The sequence below is a fragment of the Streptococcus rupicaprae genome (assembly GCF_040545225.1).
GTDB classification, from domain to species: Bacteria; Bacillota; Bacilli; order Lactobacillales; family Streptococcaceae; genus Streptococcus; species Streptococcus rupicaprae.
Map to the genome: position 1 here is coordinate 39361 of NZ_JBEPLO010000011.1, position 18932 is coordinate 58292.

Here is an 18932-nt window from a genome sequence, read left to right on the forward strand (position 1 = left end):
CATGAAAAAAGTAAACCAAAAAGAATTCAAACGTGTAGAAACCAAGTACCTCGTCTCTGACAAGCAACTTTCTCAGCTTCTAAAGGATATGAATCCTTACCTGCAGGCCGATGATTTTGCCCAGTCCACCATTTCCAGCCTCTACTTTGACACGGAGGATTTCCAGATGGTACAAGACTCTTTAGCTAAGAAACATGGTAAGGAAAAGTTGCGCCTGCGTACCTATGACACCAGTGGCAGCCTTGATGCTCCAGCCTTCTTAGAAATCAAGCAAAAGCTTGATGGCGTGGGCTATAAGTACCGTGTAGCAACCACTCCGCGCTTGGCGGGGCGTGAGCTTGCTGGTCAGACCAGTGATTGGAAAATGGCAGAGCAGCTACAAGAACTACACGACCGTTATGACAATATCCAGCCACGCATGCTGATTCGTTACCAACGCCAGTCCTTCAAGGGGCGTGGAAACCAGTCTGTTCGGGTAACACTGGATAAAAACGTAACCTATGGCTTGGTTACCGGTATGACCTTGGTCGCTCCTTTTGAGCAGCATTTGATTGCAGACAACCAAATGATTATGGAAATCAAGGTTGCAACCAGCACTCCAGCCTGGCTAGAAGAGATTTTAGCCAAGTACCAGCTAGAGAAAACCTCCTTCTCTAAATATGGTCAGGCCTATCGTCTGTATCAAGAACACCTAAAGATAAGGGAGACTGCCTATGCTTGATCAGATGTTTCAGAGTGTTTTGAGTTCCTCGACAGTTTCAGTCAACCCTGTCTGGTTATTGCTTTGTCTAGTAACCAGCTTGGGATTGGGACTAATCTTGACCAGCCTCTATAAACACGACGGCAACTACTCCAAGGATTTTGCCCTGACCCTAGTGGTCCTACCCGTCTTGATTGCGGTGATTATCTTCCTCGTCAATGGCAACCTAGGAACCTCTGTAGCGGTAGCGGGTGCCTTCAGTTTGATCAAATTTCGCTCCCCAGCCAGCTCCAGCAAGGAATTGCTTCTCGTCTTCATGGCGACAGCGGTCGGATTAGCAACTGGGATGGGCTACCTACTCTTAGCTATCTTGATGACTGTCCTGATTAGTGGAGTCTTGTTACTCTTAGAAAAATCTCCTTTCATCCATCAAGCTGCTAACTGGCAGGAAATTACCATTTGTCTTCCTCAAACAGAGGCAGACCGTCAAGGAGTCGAGGACTTCCTAACAAGTTTAGGACAGGCTCCCTCGCTCGAAACCGCCAAAACCAAACAAGGTCAATTAGAATTGACCTACCGGATTTTGACCAGTCTATCCGACCAGGACTTGCTGGACCGTCTGATTCTGGCCCAGCCATCATGGAACATCAATCTATCTCGTCGTCTCAAGAAAAAGAAGAGTCTGTAACCCACAGAAAGGAGCCAGTCGATGAAAAACATCAAAAAATATGGCTATGTGATTTTATTTTCCAGCATGCTACTGACAGCTAATGCCTACACCCTCTTAAAAACCTTTGTTCTACCAACAGCGGTAGCAACAGTGGCAGATACGGTACAAGCCCAAACCAGTCAGTCCTCTGCTACAACAGCCACTAATTTGAGTAGCTCTGCTATTACCACAGGAGAAATCACGAGCACTGATACCAGCTATCAAGATGACAACGTGAGCATCAGCATTGAGACACTTCGTCAGAATGATACGACCATTTACGTGGCAGATGTGACCATCAGTGATCCGAGCCTACTGAAGACCGCTCTCGCACAAGACACCTATGGCACCAATATCACAGCAACGACCTCTAGTACAGCAGCCAGTAAAAACGCTATTTTCGCTGTCAATGGAGACTACTACGGGGCCAACCAGACAGGCTATGTGATCAAAAACGGCGTGCTCTATCGGGAGACAGCTCGCTCGACTGACTATGAAGACCTAGTCCAGTATGCGGACGGCACGTTAGGAGTTGTCTCTGAAGCTGAAACGACAGCTCAAGCTCTTCTAGATAGTGGGGTTGTCAACACCTTTACCTTTGGTCCAACCTTGATTGAGGACGGAGAGATTACCGTCTCGACTTCAGATGAAGTTGGGCGTGCCATGGCTGATAACCCAAGGACTGCGATTGGTATCATTGAGGAAGAAGATGGATCCCTCCATTATATCTTCGTGGTATCAGACGGCCGTAGCGAGGAAAGTACAGGTCTTAGCCTTTATGAGTTGGCTCAAATTATGGATAGCTATGGAGTTGATTTGGCCTATAACTTAGACGGCGGTGGATCCTCCACCATGTATTTCAATGGTCAAGTCATCAACAATCCCACAACGAACGGTACCACCATCAAAGAAAGGGCGGTGAGCGATATTGTTTACATCGGTTACACCTAAAACAAAGAAGAAAACGATGAGGAATCTGGTCCTTCTGAGCTTGTTTCTCATCCTCTTCAACCATATTTATGAACACTTTAGCTACGGCGAGAGCTCCCTCTATATGAAAGGCATGTTTGCCATTCCCTTACTAGGAGCTTTGGCTTATGGCCTATCCTTTCTCGGTCGAGGATGGTTGAGCAACCGTGCCAGCGTCTTGCTCTTTAACTCTAGCCTAGCCATCGCCGTCAGTGGTTGCTTGATGAAGGGGATTATCGAAATCTCTGGAAGATCGACCACTCTCGACATGCCCTACTGGTGGACTGGTTTTGCCTTTTTGGCTCTCAGTGGACTGGTCTGCCTCCACCCTACAAGAAAGCAGGAGGACTGCCTATGATCATCATTATTCCCTCATACGAACCAGATGAAAAATTGGTCCAGCTAGTAATAGACCTAAAAACCCAGCCAGGTCATCAGATCCTTGTGGTGGATGATGGCAGTGGCCCACGCTATGCCAATCTCTTTACAACTGTCGCAGAGCTGGGAGCAACTGTCCTGACCCATGAGGGCAACCGTGGCAAGGGGGCGGCCTTAAAAACAGCCTTTGCCTATCTAAAAGCAGAGGCCCAGCCAGATGCTATCTTGGTTACAGCAGATAGTGACGGCCAGCATTTGGTGGAGGACATTGTGCGAGTTGGGCAAACAGTAGCAGGACAGCCCGAGCAGATTGTCTTAGGTGCAAGATCCTTTGTCGGTAAAGTGCCCTTCCGTAGCCGATTTGGCAATAAGCTAACGGCCGGCTTGTTCAAACTCGTAACAGGCCAGCCAGTCAGCGATACCCAAACAGGCTTGCGGGGTTTTTCCTACCAGCATTTGGACTGGCTCTTGTCCCTTCCTGGTGAGCGGTTTGAGTATGAGTTTCACATGCTCCTAGAGAGCAAAAAAGCGGGTTACCCCATCGCCGAAGTGCCCATTGAAACCATCTACATTGAGGAGAATAAGTCCTCACACTTTCGACCGATTCAGGATTCTATTCGGATTTATGCCCCTTTTCTCAGATTTATAGCAAGCAGTGGTGCAGCAGCGCTCTTGGACATGACCTTGTTGTTCCTTCTGATGGCTCTGACCAATCACCTGCTCCTGTCTGTCATTCTGGCCCGCCTAGCCAGTGCTGGTCTTCAATACTTGCTCAATGCTCGTCTGGTCTTTCGCCAGGAAAAACAAGGTCTGACTCCTATGATCCGTTATGGTCTCCTAGTAGTGGCTCTTCTGATTGGTAATGCTCTGATGTTGCAGGGGTTGGTTCAATTGGGTCTTGGCTTACTTCTCGCAAAAATCTTAACAGAAATCATCTTGTTTTTGGTCAGTTACCGCGTCCAGCAGACAGTGGTGTTTGCTTAGGCGATTCCATTTTTAGGGAGTTTACCAATTTTTATCCATTGACAGCTCCCCTCTTTTTCTGCTACAATAAGCTTAACAACACGATGAAAGTCAAAGCTCATTGTCTTGTATGTCTTTTTGGCGTGCAATGATAAACTAGCTTTGGCTTTTTTGCGGGGAAGGAGATGGTGATGGATTTTAGAACCAAGAGTGATCAGCAGATGTTTGGTGTCAGGGCAACGGCCTTACTGGTGCAAGATGGAAAAGTGTATTTGTGTAAATCGTCATCGGGCACCTATTACTGTGCTGGCGGAGCTATACTAGTCGGTGAGACAACGGAAGAAGCTGTTAAGCGGGAGGTCCGTGAGGAGATTGCCTGTGAGGTGAGGGTTGATCACTTGGCCTTTGTGGCCGAAAATACCTTCTGTCAAGCTGGTGTAAACTTTCACAACATTGAGTTCCACTACATTGTTACACCAGTTACGGCGCCAAGTCCCAATATGAGAGAGGATGGAGAAGAGCGTGTTTGCGAGTGGGTTGACATTGACAAGCTTGACACCATTGATTTGAGACCCGCCTTCCTCAAAACAGAGCTCAAAAACTGCGATGGGAAGGTCAAACATATTGTCAATATGGAAAGGTAGATGCCATGTCCGTTAAATTAATTGCGCATGTTTTGTTGACTTATCAAGGCAAGTACCTTCTGATTAAACGGTCCAGGATTAAGCGAGGTCAGGCCAATGTCTATCCCAACTACTGGGATATTCCTGGGGGTAGTGTTGAGTTTGGAGAGTTGCCCCGAGATGCTGCCGTGAGGGAAGTCCGTGAGGAAACAGGCCTTATTATTTCGGATGAGGGACTGTCTCTCATTCATGAAGACAGCCAGTTTGATACTCATAAGCAGACGGTCTTTACCCGCTTGGTTTACCGATATGGCCTGCTGGAAACTCCGGAGACCATCGTTTTAGACCCTGAGGAACATGTGGATGATTGCTGGCTAGATTGTCATCAGGCTCAAAAACTGCAGCTTGTTCCTTATTTGAAGGATATTTTAGAAATAAAGGCTAGGACATGAATGACATCACTTATGACATCTATGTATTTACGAAAAGATTTTTGAAACTAACCAAGGTCCGATTATCCGTAAAAAATGGATTGATTTTGACAATAGTTATCCTAGGATTGATGTCCTTTATCTACCTATCATATAACCTTGATAAAATTGGTTACAACGCCTTCACCATTTCCTTGGTCATGATGATGTTGTTGGCTCTTATCGGTTACATGTGGCATATTAGTGACAGTCGTAAAACGAGGGAAAACATAAATTTTCTCGCGCGACATTCCAAGCGGTATTCAGAATTTCAGAATAGATTTGAAGAAAAATATGGTGCTGAATATGGACAGAGGTTAGTGACTTATTTAAAATCAGCTGAAAAAGAGTTAGAAGAAGACATCAAAAGAGTGATTGAAAAGAGTAAGTATCAGTTAGATAAAATCGTTAGTTTATTGACCTTGACACCACTGTTGACCATATTTATGCCTCGACATTTAGCCCGCTGAATGATGTGGCCAATAAACAAAAGGTACTTCTTTTTTTGAAGGGGTATTTAGCAAGTGGGGTATTTTTAGATTATGCCCAGCAAAACGTTACACATAATCCGTTTTATCATAGCAGGAGATTGAAAAAATGACACACACATTTACAGAACACTACGACATTATTGTGATCGGAGCAGGCCACGCGGGGGTTGAGGCAGCGCTAGCGGCTAGCCGTATGGGCAGCAAGGTTCTGCTGGCCACCATCAACATCGACATGCTGGCCTTTATGCCCTGTAACCCGTCGGTTGGCGGCTCGGCCAAGGGGATTGTGGTGCGGGAAATTGACGCCCTGGGGGGCGAAATGGGCCGCAACATTGACAAGTCCTATATCCAGATGAAGATGCTCAACACAGGTAAGGGTCCTGCGGTGCGTGCCCTGCGTGCCCAGGCAGACAAGTCCCTTTATGCGCAACTGATGAAGCAGACCGTGGAAAATCAGGACAATCTGACCCTGCGTCAGTCCATGATTGATGAGATTTTGGTGGAAGATGGTCAGGTCATCGGTGTCCGCACGGCGACCAATCAGAAATTTTCTACCAAGGCTGTTGTCGTAACCACGGGGACAGCCCTGCGTGGGGAGATTATCCTGGGGGAGCTTAAGTATTCCTCTGGGCCAAACAACAGCCTGGCCTCTGTCGCTCTGGCGGACAACCTCAAAGAGCTTGGTTTGGAAATCGGTCGTTTCAAGACAGGGACACCGCCGCGCATTAAGGCGTCTTCTATTGACTACTCGGTGACCGAAATCCAGCCGGGCGATGACAAGCCCAATCACTTCTCCTTCCTGTCCAAGGACGAGGACTATGTGACCGACCAAGTGCCTTGCTGGCTGACCTATACCAATGAGATCAGCCACCAGATTATCAATGACAACCTTCACCGTGCCCCAATGTTTTCAGGGATTGTCAAGGGAGTTGGTCCGCGTTACTGCCCGTCCATCGAGGATAAGATCGTCCGTTTTGCCGACAAAGAACGCCATCAGCTCTTCCTGGAGCCAGAAGGGCGCAATACCGAGGAAATCTATGTGCAAGGCCTCTCTACCAGTCTGCCTGAGGACGTTCAAAAAGAGCTCCTCCACTCCATCAAGGGCTTAGAAAAGGCAGAAATGATGCGGACAGGCTATGCCATCGAGTACGATATCGTCCTGCCCCACCAGCTCCGTGCAACGCTGGAAACCAAGACCATCAGCGGTCTTTTCACGGCTGGCCAGACCAACGGCACGTCAGGCTACGAGGAAGCCGCTGGTCAGGGCCTGATTGCGGGGATCAATGCGGCGCTCAAGGTTCAAGGCAAGCCTGAGCTGATTTTGGGGCGCTCAGACGGTTATATCGGGGTCATGATTGACGATTTGGTGACCAAGGGGACGCTGGAACCCTACCGTCTCCTTACCTCTCGTGCTGAGTACCGACTCATCCTAAGGCATGACAATGCTGACATGCGCCTGACCCCAATTGGTCGTGAGGTCGGTCTGGTTGATGATGAGCGTTGGGCAGTCTTTACCAGCAAGAAAGCCCAATTTGACGCCGAAATGGCCAGACTTGACAGCATCAAGCTCAAGCCTGTCAAGGAAACCAATGACAAGGTGCAGGCTCTGGGCTTCAAGCCCTTGACCGATGCCGTGACGGCAAAGGAATTCATGCGTCGTCCAGAGGTGGATTATGCGGCGGTGACCAGCTTTGTCGGTCAGGCTGATGAGCTGCTAGACAGCAAGGTTATTGAGCTGATCGAAACGGAAATCAAGTACGAAGGCTACATCGCCAAGGCCCTTGATCAGGTGGCCAAGATGAAACGCATGGAAGAAAAACGCATTCCAGCCGACATCGACTGGGATGACATTGACAGCATTGCCACCGAGGCGCGTGATAAATTCAAGAAAATCAACCCAGAAACCATCGGCCAGGCCAGTCGGATTTCAGGGGTTAACCCAGCTGATATCTCTATTCTCATGGTTTATCTGGAAGGAAAAGGGCGGTCGATTGCTAAAAATACTGTCAAGTAAAGCTATGTTTACAGGAGATTGACAACTTGTAAACCTAGTAGAGAGCAGTTAAGGACTAATATTATTGAGATTGTAAGTGCGTCACGGTATTCCTTCATACTTTGGTGGTAATAAGGCCGAAAGTGTGATGAACGATGTCAGAATTCTCAAGGGTTTGAAAATCGGACTCCCTAGAAAATTGTGGGCAGACCTTTTCTTTATGCAAGTCTTCTGCAAAATAATAAGCAGGCATAGCTTTTTCCCCTATTGTGTGGTAAAATAGCACCTAAGAGGAAAAAAATGAAACAGTTTCGATTTACGATTAGCCATTTTATCATCGTTGGTTTACTCCTGCTGGGTTTGATTGGACTGGCGGTCAGTTTAGAGACTCGTCCAGCCATCTTATTTTTGCTGGGCTTGTTTATCGTCCTTGTCTTTCTTGCTCTGCTTATTTACCAAAATAGGATATATGAGTCAGATGAACTGGAGAAGATTAAATATATCAATCAGCAAGCGGAAAATAGCATGATTTCCTTGTTGGAGAATCTTCCTGTCGGCGTGATTAAGATGTCTGAAGACGACGAAGAGATCGAGTGGTTTAATCCTTTTGCAGAGTTGATTTTTACAAAAGAAGACGGCAGCTTTGATCAGGGACGCTTTAAGGAAATTATGGCTGTAGGTCTTGATAAATCGCGTATCTATGCCCATTTTTCGGGGAAGCGTTACATCGTTCATACAGATCCACAGAGCCATCTTTTTTACTTCTTTGATGTTTCTTCAGAATACAAGGCGACCCAGGAAATGACGGCGCTGAGGCCAGTTATTGGGGTTATCGGCCTTGATAATTACGATGACTTAGAAGATGTGATTTCGGACTCGGATATTAGTCAGATCAATAGCTTTGTGGCTAACTTTGTCAAGGAATTTACGGACAAGTACCAGATTTTCTACCGTCGGATTGACATGGACCGTTTCTTTTTGATGACGGACTATGCTGTCTTGGAGCGCTTAATTGAGGATAAGTTCTCGGTTATTGATGACTTTCGGACAGAGGCTAGGGCTAGGGATTTGTCTTTAACCCTTAGCATGGGCTTGGCTTTCGGGGACCATAATCACTTGGATATTGGCCAGTTGGCTGTTCAAAATTTGAATATGGCTGAAGTCCGTGGCGGTGATCAAGTCGTGATTCAAGAAAATGCTGAAGGCAAGGCGCCGATTTATTTCGGTGGCAATTCGGCTTCGACTGTTAAACGAACCAGAACCCGTACGAGAGCTATGATGTCAGCCATTTCAGATAAGATCAAGTCGGTTGATCAGGTCTTTGTTGTTGGGCATCGAAACTTGGATATGGATGCTCTGGGAGCTACAATTGGCATGCAGTGTTTCGCACAAAACATTCTGCCTCAGTCGTACGCTGTATACGATGAAACGGGCATGTCTGGCGATGTTGAACGTGCCATTCAACGATTAAAGGAGGAGGAAACTCCAAATCTGATTACTGTTGATGAGGCCCTCAACCTGGTGACCAGTCAATCCCTTCTCGTAATGGTGGACCATTCGAAGATTAGTTTGACCCTGTCTGAGGAGCTTTATAGCCGCTTTAATCAGGTAATCGTGGTGGACCATCACCGTAGAGATAGTGATTTTCCAGATAACGCTGTGATTAGCTATATTGAAAGTGGTGCTAGCAGTGCTAGTGAATTGGTAACGGAGTTGCTCCAGTTCCAGAATGGTAAGAAGTCACGCCTAAGTCGTTTGCAAGCTAGTCTTCTGATGGCTGGGATTATGCTGGACACCAAGAACTTTTCGTCACGTGTGACCAGTCGGACCTTTGACGTTGCGAGTTACTTGCGCAGTTGTGGCAGTGACAGCTTGGAGATACAGACCATTTCAGCGACTGATTTTGAAGAATACCGCCACATCAACCAGTTGATTCTGAAGGGCGAACAGGTTCAGCCAGACATTATCGTGGTCAAGGCGGAGCCAGATGTGGTTTACGATGTGGTCATAGCTAGTAAGGCTGCGGATACGCTTTTATCTATGTCAGATATTGAAGCCTCTTTTGTGATTTACCACAAATCGCAAGACAGTGTTGCCATTTCCGCCCGCAGTCGTAGTAAGATCAATGTTCAAAAAATCATGGAAAGCATGGGTGGTGGTGGTCATTTTGGCTTAGCGGCTACCCAGATTTCAGATCAAACTATTGATCAGGTTTACCAAGAACTTCTCAATCATCTGGATCAGGTGAGTCGAGAAGCGAGTGAAGGATAGGAGGATATCATGAAAGTTATTTTTTTAGCAGATGTTAAGGGCAAGGGAAAAAAGGGTGAGATCAAAGAAGTGCCGACTGGCTATGCCCAAAACTTTTTGATTAAGAAAAATCTGGCTAAAGAAGCGACTGCCCAAGCATTGGGCGAATTGCGCGGTCAAGAAAAAGCCAAGGAGAAAGCCCATGCGGAATTGGTTGCCGAGGCAGAAGCCATCAAGGCTAAATTAGCTGAGGAGGCGACAGTGGTGAAATTCTCTGAGAAGGTTGGCCCAGATGGGAGGACTTTCGGATCAATTACCAGCAAAAAGATTGTAGAAGAACTTGAGAAACAATTCGGGATTAAGCTTGATAAACGTCATATTAAACTGGATCATCCCTTGCGCTCAGTTGGTTCGATCGATGTACCAGTTAAGATTTACCAGGAGATTAGCGGTGTTATCCGCCTTTATGTGCATGAGGCCTAAGGCTTTACAAGGAGTAGACAATGGCAGAGCTGGATGAATTGCGGGTCCAACCGCAAGATATTTTAGCTGAACAGTCAGTCCTAGGTGCGATATTTATTGACGAGAGCAAGCTTGTTTTTGTCCGTGAATATATCGATGCCAGGGACTTCTTTAAGTATGCCCACCAACTGATCTTCCAAGCCATGGTGGCTTTGGCAGAGCGAGGGGATGCGATTGATGCGACGACCCTGCGCAATTATCTTGATGATAAGGGGGACCTCCAAAATATCGGTGGCATCAGCTACCTGGTGGAAATTGTCAATTCCGTTCCAACCTCTGCCAATGCAGAGTACTATGCCAAGATTGTTGCTGAAAAAGCCAGCCTGAGACGCTTGATTGCCAGCTTGACCGATTCTGTCAACTTGGCCTATGAAGCCTCAGAAGGTGCTGACGATATCATTGCACGGACGGAGAAAGCCTTAATTGATATCGGAGAAGGTGCCAGCCGAAGCGGTTTTAAGCGTATCGATGATATCCTCAATATCAACTTTGAATCTTTGGAGAAGCGTTCTCAGCAGACATCTGATATAACGGGAATTGCGACGGGTTACCCTGACCTTGACCACATGACGACAGGTTTGCATGAGGAAGAGTTGATTATTCTGGCTGCTCGTCCTGCCGTCGGTAAGACTGCCTTTGCCTTAAACATTGCTCAAAATATTGCAACCAAGCAGGATAAGACGGTCGCCATCTTTTCATTGGAAATGGGGGCGGAGAGCCTGGTTGACCGGATGCTAGCTGCAGAAGGGGTCATCAATTCCCACTCTCTAAGAACCGGCCAACTAACGGAAGAAGAGTGGCAGAAGGTAACTATCGCTCAAGCCCAGCTGGCTAGGGCCTCCATTTATATTGATGATACACCGGGGATTAAGATTACTGAAATTCGGGCGAGGTCGCGCAAATTGGCCCAGGAAACCAAGAATCTGGGCTTAATCCTGATTGACTACCTCCAGTTGATTACAGGAACTGGCCGGGAAAATCGCCAGCAAGAGGTTTCTGAAATCTCCCGTCAGTTAAAGATTTTGGCCAAGGAATTAAAGGTTCCAGTTATTGCGCTCAGTCAGCTCTCACGGGGGGTTGAGCAACGTCAGGACAAGCGTCCTGTACTCTCAGATATTCGGGAATCGGGATCCATTGAGCAGGATGCGGATATTGTCGCCTTCCTTTACCGAGACGATTACTACGAGCGGGGCGATGATGAAGATGCTATTCCAGACAATACGGTTGAGGTCATTATTGAGAAAAACCGTTCTGGTGCGCGTGGTACAGTTAAGTTGAATTTCCTTAAAGAGTACAATAAATTTTCAAGCATATCAAGAAGAGAGGATGGCTATTAGATGAGTGATGCATTTACAGATGTTGCAAAGATGAAGCAAATCAAGGAAGACATTAAGAATAATGAAGGGAAGCTAGTTGAGCTGACCCTGGAAAATGGACGAAAACGTGAGAAAAACAAGATTGGGCGCTTGATTGAAGTTTACCAGTCGCTCTTCATTGTTGAGTATGAAGATGAGACCAAACCTGAAGGGGATGCGGCCCGTCGTTATGTAGAATCCTATACTTATTCAGATATTTTAACTGAAAAAAATCTGATCCGCTATATCGAATCAGAGTAAAGAGAGTTGACAGTGACTTTACAGTGCTGTCAACTTTTTTTGACCGGCGATAGAATAGGAAAGAGTTCAGGGCTGGTTGAGAGGGGGAAATAGTGTTTTTCTTTATGGCCGTTTGGGATCGGTATTGACTGGATTTCAAGGCCATTGGATAACAATTTTCTTGAATAGAAGAGCGAAAACCTAGTCCAGATTGAAACTCTGACAACTTCTAAAAGAGTACTAAAAAAGCCTGAAAATCAGGCTTTTAAATTAGTATACCCCCTGCAGGGCTCGAACCTGCGACCCATAGATTAAGAGTCTACTGCTCTACCAACTGAGCTAAGGAGGCAAAATGCTGTATTGGTGCCGGTGATTCATGGTTTGTATTGAACCCGCACGAAATAGCAGGTGGGTGACTCGCTCCAACTGAAGCTGCTTCCGCGTGAAACGGCCTGCGCGCTGTTAGATGACTTCTGTCTCCCATATAAATACAAAAATTTGTTCGGTCAACACTGTTGTATGAATTCGCACACCACAGCAATCTCTAACTAATATGTTACCACTTTTTTAAAAAATTTCAAGAGATAACTGGAAAAAATTTAAGGCGCTTTCTTGAGTTGGTCAATCCGCTCTTTATTGGCCGCCAGAGCACGCTCGTATTTTCCGGTCTGGTTGGGCTGGAAATAGTGACTGTCCCGTAATTTTTCTGGCAAGTAGTCCTGTTTGACCCATTTTTCAGGATAGGCATGGGGATACTTGTAGTCAAGGCCATTGCCTAAATCCTTGCTACCTGCGTAATGCGCATCTCGTAAATGTTTTGGAATAGGGAGAGACCCTTTGCTACGGAGGTCTGACAGTGCCTGATCCATAGCTAGATAGGCAGAATTGGATTTTGGAGAGAGGGCCAGGTCAATGACGACATTGGCAATAAGGATCCGAGCCTCTGGGAAACCGATCCGTTGGGCAGCTTCGAGAGCTGTTACGGTATGAATCTGAGCTTCTGGATTGGCTAGGCCGATGTCTTCGTAGGCAATGACAGTCAACCGACGAGCCAGACTCGGCAGATCCCCTGCTTCAATTAAGCGAGCAGCGTAGTGAAGGCTAGCATCTACATCGCTTCCTCGGATAGATTTTTGGAGTGCGGATAGAATATCATAGTGAGCGTCTCCATCTCTGTCCATGCTGATGTAAGAACGCTGTAGGCTATTCTGAATGGCTTCCTGGTCAATATGGCGAAGCCCAGTTTCATCTGGTGTGGTTGAGAGAACGGCAAGTTCAAGGGAATTATAGGCGGAGCGCAGGTCCCCATTAGTTGCCGTAGCAATGGTATCAAGCACTTGGTCATCGAGTTTTACGTCAAAATCAAAGCCCCGTTCCTTATCTGATAAGGCTATCTCCAAGGCCTTTTTGACCTGTTCAATGGTCAGGGGCTCTAGCTCAAAGATTTGGACACGACTGCGGATGGCGGGGGTGACAGAGAAGAAGGGATTTTCAGTTGTTGCTCCGATCATGGTGATCAGGCCATTTTCCAAAAGTGGCAGTAAAAAATCTTGCTTGGTCTTGTCTAGGCGATGAATCTCGTCCAAAAGAAGAACGAGGCCACCTGAAAACTTTGCCTCTTCAGCGATGGTTTGGAGATCCTTTTTACTGTCAACTGTAGCGTTAAAGGTCCGAAAGGCATACTTGGTTGTCCCAGCGATAGCAGCTGCGATTGAGGTTTTACCGATACCGGGTGGCCCATAGAGAATCATGGATGACAGACGCTTGGCTTCAACCATTCGGCGAATAATTTTGCCAGGTCCAACCAGATGGTCTTGGCCGATGACTTGGTCAATGGTTTGGGGACGCATGCGGAGAGCGAGACTGGTTTGCATAGGACGGTTCCTTTCTATCAACTGTTATTATACCAGAAATGGATTAGTTAGCTGAGCCATCTGTCTTTAAAGAGGCACTCGTTTTTGGCAATTGCTTCTTTTTAACATTTGAGAAGAGGGGAGGGTGCTGGGCGATAGTGCTAGTCGAGCAATGCTTTGCCATAGCGGTCTAGGAGAATAGCGCCCAGCGGTGCAGTCAATAGAATGCCCAGAACTGCGACAGATAAGATGGTTTTACCACTGTCTAGTCCCATTGCAAGGGGAATCCCACCGATGGCAGCCTGAACAGTTGCCTTTGGCAGATAAGCGATGACACAGAATAATTTTTCAGATCGGTTTAAACCAGTTCCTGAGACACAAATCAAAACAGCTACAGACCGAATAAGAAGCGTCAGGATAATCAGAAGGATGGCTGGAAGGCCAGCTAGGGGTGTGTAGTTGACATCAATGATGGCACCAACAAGGACAAAGAGGAAAATTTCACCGATTCCCCACATGCGGGCAAAGGCTTGTGAGAAGCTTTGGCGAGTAGTTGCAGTCTGGGCTTGATTGAACTGCACTGCCATGACCAAAACAGCCAAAAGACCAGAGTAAGGAAAGTGACTGCTCAACCTTGCTTCTACAGCTGTCAGGACCAAGGCAAGACTCAACAGGAGCAAGTGCTGGTAGTGAGGGTGGTCCTGTAAGCTCTTTTGGCAGTGCTTGAGAAGTTTGGCAAAGAGCATGCCAGCAAGCACCCCGATGACAATACTAGTGAGGATGGAAATAGGAATGTTGGCCAAGTCTAGGGGCTTAAGACTTTCCTCGGTGGTAAAGCCTAACAGTGCCGAGAAGAGAACGATGACGACCACGTCATCTAGCGAGGCACCTGCTAAGATCAATTGGGGAATTTTTTTCCGGCTACCGATAGTTTGTTCAATCATTTCCACCATGCGAGGCACAACGACAGCTGGTGAGACGGCAGCTAGGACACTCCCCATCAGAGCGGCTTCACTATAGGAAATATCAAAGAAAATGGGCGCCAGAAGGGTATAGGCGAGACCTTCTGCACAGGCAGGTAAGAAGGCCATAAGCAGGGCAGGTCGACCGATTGATTGGAAGTCGGACCACTTGATGCTCAGGCCGGCTTTAATGAGAATGATGACCAAGGCCAGTTTCCTGATGTCGGCGGAATGCTCTAACAAGGGCGATGCCAGCAGGTTCCAGCTGTAGGGTCCGATTAAAATGCCTGCTAAAAGCATCCCAATGATTCTTGGCAGGCGTAATCTGGTGAAAATCAGGCCTGCTCCGATAGAAAAAGCAAAAAGGCAGGCTAAGGAGAGTAGCATGGATGGTTCCTTTCGAGGAGTTGGTAGGGCTGAGGTTAGTGAGGCTGTTCAGCACTAAGAGATTTCTTGGGGAAGGTGGCTGTTTCACATGAAACAAGCTCCCACTGCCAGAGGCAATTAGGAGCTTGCAGCTGTTTACTCTTGATCTGGTGTCAGAATCATTGGGATGATGATTGGTTCACGCTCTGTTTTTTCAGACAAGAAAGGTCTTAGGGCGTTGACAATGGCACCGTTCACGCTCTGGATGTTGGCATCCTTATTCTTTAAGGCAAGTCGGATGGCGTTGAAGAGCAAGCGCTGGCTTTCTCGAATCAGCTCGCCTGACTCACGCATGTAGACAAAGCCACGGCTGAGAATATCAGGCCCAGCTAGAATGAGCTGTTGGTCGAAATCAACGGTAGCAACAGCGATAACGACGCCGTCCTCTGACAGATCGTGGCGGTCGCGAAGAACGGCTGCACCAATGTCGCCGATACCATTCCCGTCAACATAGATGTCTTGGGCATTGAAGCGTCCTGAAATACGTGCGGAATTCTTGGTTAGAGCCAACACATCTCCGTTTTCCATGATAAAGATATTCTCTTTTTGGACACCTGTATCAACGGCCAGGCCAGCGTGGATCTTTTGCATCCGGTACTCACCGTGGACAGGCATGAAGTACTTAGGTTTGATGAGGCTGAGCATGAGTTTTTGCTCTTGCTGGCCCCCGTGTCCGGAGGTATGGATGTTATTAATCTTACCGTGAATAACCTTGACGCCAGCTTCTGTGATGGTATTGATCAACTTGTTGACGCTGGTGGTATTACCAGGAATTGGGCTGGAAGAGAAGATGACCGTATCGCCAGGCTGGAGGGTCACTTGTCTGTGGGTTCCGTTTGCAATGCGTGCTAGGGCAGCCATGGGCTCCCCTTGGCTCCCTGTACAGAGGATCAAGACTTCGCCCGCTGGGTAATCTTTGATCTCATAGGGTTCGATGAAGGTTCCTTCTGGAACCTTAATGTAGCCGAGCTCGACACCGTTTAGAATCGCTTTTTCCATGGAGCGTCCAAAGACAGCAATCTTGCGACCGGTCTTTACGGCTGCCTCTGCTGCCTGTTGTAGGCGGAAGATGTTAGAAGCAAAGGACGCAAAGATAATCCGCCCGCTAATCCCTTCAATCAGCTTCATGATAGATTGGCCAACCACTTTTTCGGAATTGGTGAAGGTTGGGATTTCAGCATTGGTCGAGTCGGACAAGAGACAGAGAACGCCTTCTTCGCCCAGCGCAGCCATGCGATGCAAGTCAGCCGGCTCGCCAACTGGAGTAAAGTCAAATTTAAAGTCACCCGTGCAGACGACTTTCCCCTGTGGGGTATCAACCACGACACCCAGAGGCTCTGGAATCGAGTGGGTCGTGCGGAAGAAGGTGATGCTCAAGTGCTTGAAGGTTAGTTCGGTCTTGTGGTTGATTTCATAGAGTTTAGCACTGCGTAGAAGGCCGTGCTCCTCCAGTTTGCCACGGATTAAGGCCAGGGCCAAAGGACCTGCATAAATCGGGATATTGGCCTGCTTGAGCAAAAAGGGAATGCCTCCGATATGGTCTTCGTGGCCGTGTGTAATCACGAGAGCCTTGACCCGCTTGATGTTCTCAACGATATAGGAATAATCTGGGATGACATAGTCAATCCCGAGCAGGTCGTCTTCAGGGAATTTAATCCCTGCGTCGACGATGATGATTTCGTTTTGGTATTCGATACCGTAGGTGTTCTTGCCAATTTCGCCTAGACCGCCGATGGCAAAGACCCCAACTTCATGCGGTTTTAGATTGATATTTGACATATTAGAACTCCGTTAATGAAAAGGCACCGGTCTCTTTTTCATAAGCGAGATGCTTGTCTGAGAGCAATTCGATGAATTCGATATGGTAGTCTGTGTTAGCTTCGACTAGATCGCGGACCTTGATGCGGCCATCGAGCTCGTTAGCGGCATCCACTTCAAGGTAGATGGCTTGAGTCTTTTCGCGTTGTGGGTGGTTATTTTTTTCCTCTTGGTAAAATACTTTGTAAATCATAAAATTCCTTTCAAAAGATGGTCAAATTAGCCTGTAGGAAAGCAGCCAACCTGGTTTTCCAGATTGACAATAGCTTATCCAATTGTGGTTGTAATAAATTGACCTGAAGTGTAATAGTAAGCTTATTATACCATAAAATCAAGCAAATGAGCAAGTTGGACAAGAGCTGAGAAAACGGATTATTTAACCCTAGTTTGTGTGCTAGCCTCATTTTTGAATAAGAAGGAGACTAGTGAATCTGGAAGCTGATGCCTACATGGTAAAAGTTTTGTAGATCAGGTTCGCCTAATAAGTCTTCTTTATTCTTGAGCTGTAAGGATAAGTTCTGGATATGCTCTCTATCCTTACTTAATTTGAGCAATAGGAGTATATTAATAAATAGAGTGAATCGTTTTCTTTAAGAGGATTAGAAGAGAGGTGTGTCCATATATATGCGTCAAAAATATTTTGTTGGTCCTTTCCAAGTCATTCCTTTCATTTGGTTAATCATCAATCTTCTTTATGCAGGTATTGCTGATCGGTATAGAACCTATATCAGTTCATTTCACTCTATTCTGGTGGTGGTCTGATTTTTATCAAGCATATATGCTTCTATGAAAGAGAAAGCTAAACTGGTGATTTTTCTATTTTTCTTAGGTATTACCCAGATTATTTTTGCTGTCGTTTTTTATCTATATTTGGTCGCAAAGTATTTTGGGACCTAGGATCCTTCGACGTTTTTCTTATTAACGCAATCGAATAGATTCATGCTGTCAGGGCTCTCCCTTTTAAGATGGGGCTATGACTTTTAAATTTCCCTACCTAGCAACTTTCCGCATTTTTTAGTAAAATAGGAGTGAGCTTGTATGCGTAGAAATGTAAAGGAAAGAGAGCAGTCTTTATGAAAATGTTAGCTTTTGACACCTCCAACCAAGCCCTGTCCATCGCCATCTTGGAGGATGACCGACTTTTGGCAGATTTGACCCTAACCATCAAGAAAAACCATAGCATCAGCCTCATGCCTAGCATCGACTTTCTTATGGCCCAGGTGGGTTGGGTGCCGGCTGATTTGGAACGTATCGCTGTTGCCCAAGGGCCTGGCTCCTACACGGGCCTTAGGATGGCTGTGGCGACCGCCAAGACCCTAGCCTATACGCTGAAGATCGATTTGGTCGGGATCTCTAGCCTCTATGCTCTTTGCCCCGATACCCAAGGTCTAGTGGTTCCCCTCATCGATGCCCGTCGCAATACGGTTTATGCCGGTTTTTATGGCAATGGCAGAGCAGTTCAACCAGAAGTTAACGCAGACTTTAGTCAGGTTCTGGCTAGTCTGTCTGGATCTGAGCCCCTGACCTTTGTCGGCGAGGTCAAGAACTTCCGTGAACAGATTGAAGCAGCCTTTCCACAGGCCGCTATCATCGAGACCCTGCCGTCAGCCTATCGGATTGGCCTAGCGGCCTTGAGTGCCCAGCCTGTAGATGTGCCCAGCTTTGTCCCGACCTATCTGAAAAGGGTCGAAGCCGAGGAAAACTGGCTCAAGGCCAACCAAGAAGGCGACACGACCAGCTACATCAAGAGGGTTTAAGATGGAGAGAGCACAGGTCCTTTATGCCATCTTGGACGATGTCTACCAAGGCCAGTCGCCTTGGAGCCTAACGCAGATTGAAGCGGATCTAAACAAGCCGGACACGGACTGCTTTGTCGCTATGGCAGACGGCGAGATGGTCGGCTTCTTGACCATCCAAGACCTGGTCGGCGAACTGGAAATCACCAACATCGCCGTCAAGTCTAGCTACCAAGGCCGAGGCCTGGCTGACCAGCTCATGGCAAACTTGGCAGACCTGGACCAGCCCATTTTCCTAGAAGTGAGGGCTAGCAACCAAGCCGCCCAGAGGCTCTATATCAAGCACGGCTTTGTCGCAGTCGGCAACCGTAAAAACTACTACCACAACCCGACCGAGGATGCGGTGGTGATGAAAAGAGGCTAGGAAGGTACAACATAGAGTAGGTGACAAGACAAAAGCCTTCTGCCGTGTGG

Annotated in this window: 19 protein-coding genes, 1 tRNA gene and 1 other RNA gene; 15 read left to right on the forward strand and 6 right to left on the reverse strand. The window is 47.1% G+C overall.

Features of this window, described 5'->3' with window-relative positions; translation table 11 throughout:
- The first annotated feature begins 1 nt into the window (after window position 1).
- The 13 genes from ABID29_RS05985 (at window position 2) to ABID29_RS06045 (ending at window position 11684) form a co-directional block, all read left to right on the forward strand.
- A complete protein-coding gene (locus tag ABID29_RS05985) occupies window positions 2-721 on the forward strand; it encodes a polyphosphate polymerase domain-containing protein (protein ID WP_354365108.1) in 720 nt (239 codons plus the stop codon).
- Window positions 714-1388 (forward strand): DUF4956 domain-containing protein, encoded by a 675-nt coding sequence (locus tag ABID29_RS05990; protein WP_354365110.1) that lies wholly within the window; start codon window positions 714-716, stop codon window positions 1386-1388. The genes ABID29_RS05985 and ABID29_RS05990 overlap by 8 nt, the downstream gene beginning before the upstream one ends.
- Before the next feature lie 21 nt (window positions 1389-1409).
- The gene (locus ABID29_RS05995; protein WP_354365112.1) at window positions 1410-2360 is read left to right on the forward strand and encodes a phosphodiester glycosidase family protein; all 951 of its coding nucleotides are present in this window, start codon (window positions 1410-1412) and stop codon (window positions 2358-2360) included.
- A gap of 16 nt (window positions 2361-2376) precedes the next feature.
- Window positions 2377-2736 carry a hypothetical protein gene (locus ABID29_RS06000; RefSeq protein ID WP_354365113.1) on the forward strand — a complete coding sequence of 120 codons (360 nt, stop codon included), beginning with the start codon at window positions 2377-2379 and terminating at the stop codon, window positions 2734-2736.
- On the forward strand, window positions 2733-3740 hold the full coding sequence (locus ABID29_RS06005; protein ID WP_354365115.1) for a GtrA family protein: 1008 nt from the start codon (window positions 2733-2735) through the stop codon (window positions 3738-3740). The genes ABID29_RS06000 and ABID29_RS06005 overlap by 4 nt, the downstream gene beginning before the upstream one ends.
- A 170-nt stretch (window positions 3741-3910) precedes the next feature.
- Window positions 3911-4363, forward strand: a complete 453-nt coding sequence (locus ABID29_RS06010) for an NUDIX hydrolase (protein WP_354365117.1) — start codon at window positions 3911-3913, stop codon at window positions 4361-4363.
- 5 nt (window positions 4364-4368) lie between these two features.
- Window positions 4369-4794 (forward strand): NUDIX hydrolase, encoded by a 426-nt coding sequence (locus ABID29_RS06015; RefSeq protein WP_354365118.1) that lies wholly within the window; start codon window positions 4369-4371, stop codon window positions 4792-4794.
- 86 nt (window positions 4795-4880) lie between these two features.
- Complete coding sequence (locus ABID29_RS06020) at window positions 4881-5282, forward strand: hypothetical protein (RefSeq protein WP_354365119.1); 402 nt, start codon at window positions 4881-4883, stop codon at window positions 5280-5282.
- A gap of 127 nt (window positions 5283-5409) precedes the next feature.
- On the forward strand, window positions 5410-7317 hold the full coding sequence (gene mnmG, locus ABID29_RS06025; protein ID WP_354365121.1) for a tRNA uridine-5-carboxymethylaminomethyl(34) synthesis enzyme MnmG: 1908 nt from the start codon (window positions 5410-5412) through the stop codon (window positions 7315-7317).
- A gap of 279 nt (window positions 7318-7596) precedes the next feature.
- Window positions 7597-9567, forward strand: coding sequence for a GGDEF domain-containing protein (locus ABID29_RS06030; RefSeq protein ID WP_354365122.1), 1971 nt, complete (start codon window positions 7597-7599; stop codon window positions 9565-9567).
- A gap of 9 nt (window positions 9568-9576) precedes the next feature.
- Complete coding sequence (gene rplI / locus ABID29_RS06035; RefSeq protein ID WP_354365123.1) at window positions 9577-10029, forward strand: 50S ribosomal protein L9; 453 nt, start codon at window positions 9577-9579, stop codon at window positions 10027-10029.
- Between the two features lie 20 nt (window positions 10030-10049).
- The gene (gene dnaB / locus ABID29_RS06040; RefSeq protein WP_354365125.1) at window positions 10050-11405 is read left to right on the forward strand and encodes a replicative DNA helicase; all 1356 of its coding nucleotides are present in this window, start codon (window positions 10050-10052) and stop codon (window positions 11403-11405) included.
- Window positions 11406-11684 carry a Veg family protein gene (locus ABID29_RS06045; RefSeq protein ID WP_354365127.1) on the forward strand — a complete coding sequence of 93 codons (279 nt, stop codon included), beginning with the start codon at window positions 11406-11408 and terminating at the stop codon, window positions 11682-11684.
- 255 nt (window positions 11685-11939) lie between these two features.
- Here the strand turns inward: ABID29_RS06045 and ABID29_RS06050 are convergent.
- From ABID29_RS06050 to ABID29_RS06075, 6 genes are all read right to left on the reverse strand, one after another.
- Window positions 11940-12012 (reverse strand) — tRNA-Lys (locus tag ABID29_RS06050).
- A non-coding RNA gene (gene ssrS, locus ABID29_RS06055) (6S RNA) lies at window positions 12012-12207 on the reverse strand. The genes ABID29_RS06050 and ssrS overlap by 1 nt, the downstream gene beginning before the upstream one ends.
- Window positions 12208-12262: 55 nt before the next feature.
- Complete coding sequence (locus ABID29_RS06060) at window positions 12263-13537, reverse strand: replication-associated recombination protein A (protein ID WP_354365129.1); 1275 nt, start codon at window positions 13535-13537, stop codon at window positions 12263-12265.
- A 140-nt stretch (window positions 13538-13677) separates the two neighbouring features.
- Window positions 13678-14865: a cation:proton antiporter gene (locus ABID29_RS06065; RefSeq protein ID WP_354365130.1), complete on the reverse strand. Its 1188-nt coding sequence runs from the start codon at window positions 14863-14865 to the stop codon at window positions 13678-13680.
- Between the two features lie 135 nt (window positions 14866-15000).
- A complete protein-coding gene (gene rnjA, locus ABID29_RS06070) occupies window positions 15001-16683 on the reverse strand; it encodes a ribonuclease J1 (protein WP_354365131.1) in 1683 nt (560 codons plus the stop codon).
- A 1-nt stretch (window position 16684) separates the two neighbouring features.
- Window positions 16685-16915: a DNA-dependent RNA polymerase subunit epsilon gene (locus ABID29_RS06075; RefSeq protein ID WP_354365133.1), complete on the reverse strand. Its 231-nt coding sequence runs from the start codon at window positions 16913-16915 to the stop codon at window positions 16685-16687.
- Window positions 16916-17795: 880 nt separating this feature from the next.
- Here ABID29_RS06075 and tsaB point away from each other — a divergent pair.
- Together tsaB and rimI are read left to right on the forward strand one after the other, a co-directional pair.
- Window positions 17796-18479: a tRNA (adenosine(37)-N6)-threonylcarbamoyltransferase complex dimerization subunit type 1 TsaB gene (gene tsaB / locus ABID29_RS06080; protein ID WP_354365135.1), complete on the forward strand. Its 684-nt coding sequence runs from the start codon at window positions 17796-17798 to the stop codon at window positions 18477-18479.
- Between the two features lies 1 nt (window position 18480).
- The gene (gene rimI, locus ABID29_RS06085; RefSeq protein ID WP_354365136.1) at window positions 18481-18882 is read left to right on the forward strand and encodes a ribosomal protein S18-alanine N-acetyltransferase; all 402 of its coding nucleotides are present in this window, start codon (window positions 18481-18483) and stop codon (window positions 18880-18882) included.
- Window positions 18883-18932 lie beyond the last annotated feature (50 nt).